2 protein-coding genes and 1 pseudogene are annotated in these 2,933 nt (G+C 48.0%); all 3 read right to left on the reverse strand.

Annotation, left to right across the window (positions count from 1 at the left end):
* A partial coding sequence (gene rpsA / locus J5F18_RS12735) for a 30S ribosomal protein S1 (RefSeq protein WP_346298988.1) occupies positions 1-1,594 on the reverse strand: 1,594 nt, incomplete at its 3' end.
* Positions 1,595-1,736: 142 nt separating this feature from the next.
* Complete coding sequence (cmk, locus tag J5F18_RS12740; RefSeq protein ID WP_346298989.1) at positions 1,737-2,462, reverse strand: (d)CMP kinase; 726 nt, start codon at positions 2,460-2,462, stop codon at positions 1,737-1,739.
* Positions 2,463-2,638: 176 nt separating this feature from the next.
* Positions 2,639-2,933, reverse strand: a pseudogene (locus J5F18_RS12745) (3-phosphoshikimate 1-carboxyvinyltransferase); the annotation flags it as partial.

A 2,933-nucleotide genomic window follows, 5' to 3' on the forward strand; every position in this document is an offset into this window, starting at 1 on the left:
CCAGTGCTGCTTTTTCTTCGGCTTCGTCTTTCGCTTTGATTGACAAGCTGATTACGCGGTTTTTGCGGTCGATGCCCATGTAGCGAGCTTCAACTTCTTCACCGGCTTTCAACACAGTCGAAGCGTCTTCGATACGCTCACGAGAGATGTCAGATGCACGAATGTAACCTTCAACACCGTCCGCCAAGCTCACTGTTGCGCCTTTCGCGTCAACTTCAGTGATACTACCTTTAACAATAGCACCCTTCTTGTGAGCCGCAAGGAAGTTATTTACTGGATCTTCAGAAATTTGCTTGATACCCAGAGAGATACGCTCGCGCTCTGCGTCAACTTGCAGAACAACAGCTTCAACTTCTTCGCCTTTCTTGAAGTCACGTACCGCTTCTTCGCCAGTAGCGTTCCAAGAAATGTCAGACAAGTGAACAAGACCGTCGATGTTGCCATCAAGACCGATAAAGATACCGAAGTCAGTGATTGACTTGATCTTACCGCTAACCTTGTCACCCTTCTGGTGGTTCTTCGCAAACTCTTCCCATGGGTTTGGTTTGCACTGCTTGATACCAAGAGAAATACGGCGACGCTCTTCGTCAATCTCAAGAACCATTACTTCAACAACGTCGTCTAAGTTAACGATCTTCGATGGGTGAACGTTTTTGTTCGTCCAATCCATTTCAGAAACGTGAACCAGACCTTCAACGCCTTCTTCTAACTCAACGAAACAACCGTAATCAGTCAGGTTAGTTACGCGGCCAGACAGAGTTGAGCTCTCTGGATAACGATTTGCGATATCGCTCCACGGATCTTCGCCTAACTGCTTGAGGCCTAAAGATACACGGGTACGGTCGCGATCGAACTTCAATACTTTACAGTTGATTTCGTCACCAACATTCACGATTTCACTTGGGTGCTTCACACGTTTCCAAGCCATATCAGTGATGTGTAACAGACCGTCAACACCGCCTAAGTCTACGAATGCGCCGTAATCAGTCAGGTTCTTAACGATACCCTTAACTTCTTGGCCTTCTTGTAGGTTTTCAAGCAGCTCGTCACGCTCTGCACTGTTTTCTTTCTCGATAACTGCACGGCGAGAAACAACAACGTTGTTGCGTTTCTGGTCAAGCTTGATCACTTTGAACTCAAGGTCACGGTTCTCAAGGTGGGCAGTATCACGGATTGGACGCACGTCTACCAATGAACCAGGTAAGAATGCACGTACACCGTTCAGGTCGACTGTGAAGCCGCCTTTTACTTTACCGCTGATCACACCGATCACTGTTTCTTCTTTTTCGTGTGCAGACTCAAGCTGCAACCACGCTTCAAAGCGTTTCGCTTTTTCACGAGACAGGATGGTTTCACCGAAACCGTCTTCTACCGCGTCAAGTGCTACTTCAACAGTATCACCAACAGCGATGTCCAACTTACCTTCAGAGTTAAAGAACTGCTCTGCAGGGATGGCACTTTCAGATTTCAGGCCGGCGTCAACCAGAACTAGGTCTTTCTCGATAGCAACGACAGTGCCTTTGATGATAGAACCAGGACGGGTTTCGACTTCTTTGAGGCTTTCCTCAAACAGCTGGGCAAAATTTTCAGTCATAAGTTTAATTAACTTCGCTTAATGGACATCCACCGGAACTCCCTCTCGGCGGGGTTGTTTAAATTTGTCGGTACATTCCGTCGCTCCGACCCTTGAACTAAAGTGCCTTTGCACTTCATTTCAATACTTGCTGAGCCGCAAATTATTGCTGGCCCGAAAGCTTACTATGGGCAAATTGCAATATCGCTTGCAACACCTCATCAATGCTCATTTCTGTTGAATCTAGAATGAGCGAATGCTCCGCTGGCTTCAATGGCGCTACAGAGCGATTCGTGTCTTGTTCGTCACGCGCTTTAATCTCATCGATCAAGCTGTTCATATTAGCATCAAAGCCCTTTTCCTGCAATTGTAGGAAGCGGCGCTGGGCCCGCTCTTCCGGGCTAGCGGTTAAAAATATTTTGGCTTCCGCGTCAGGGAAAACTACGGTTCCCATATCACGACCATCGGCAACTAACCCGGGCAAGTCCCGAAAGCCCCGCTGGCGGCGAAGTAGCGCTTCTCGCACGCTCGGTAATGCCGCGATTTTCGATGCCCGCATACCGACTTCTTCCGTGCGAATCGTCATGGTAATGTCTTCGCCTTCAAGAATGACGTGGGTCATGCCGGTTTCTTCACTAGCAACAAACTCAACGTCAAGATCGGTTGCCAAGGCGACTAAACTCTCTTCGTCTTCTGGACTAAAGTCATGATGCATCGCAGCGATCGCTAAAACGCGATAAATTGCCCCACTATCCAGCAAATGCCAACCTAGCTTCTCAGATAACAAACGGCTCACCGTCCCTTTACCTGAACCGCTTGGCCCATCGATTGTGATAACCGGCGCCACCGTTGGCTTAACCACTGGATTCGTTGGTTCTAAATCGGACATGTCGACCTCATAAACTGCACACCAAAGCTGCAGCCATTTATTAAAAACTGGCCTTGAATCAGCATTCGCGCTGTCACTATAAAACAGCAGAAGCGATCCAAGGCGCCGAAATTATACGGATTTTTGAGAAAATTGCACCCTAATTCGGTTAAAACGACAGCAAATCGCTGTCGCCGTTACCTTAGTGCCTCTGGATGACAAACTGATGCAAAGTCAGCGAAGAAAAGGGGATACGTCTTGCGACAACAATCGGGATCAAGAATGGTGACTCCCGCTGGAGCGAATGCGAGCAGTGAGAAACACATCGCCATGCGATGATCGTCGTAGGTAGCAATTTCTGCATGACGAATGTCTATCGGCGGCGTAATCACGATAGCATCGTCTTGCTCATCAACCTCGGCGCCCACTTTTTTCAGTTCGGTCGCCATGGCATGTAAACGATCGGTTTCTTTTAATCGCCAATTATAAATA

The sequence above is a fragment of the Halomonas sp. BM-2019 genome (assembly GCF_017584085.1).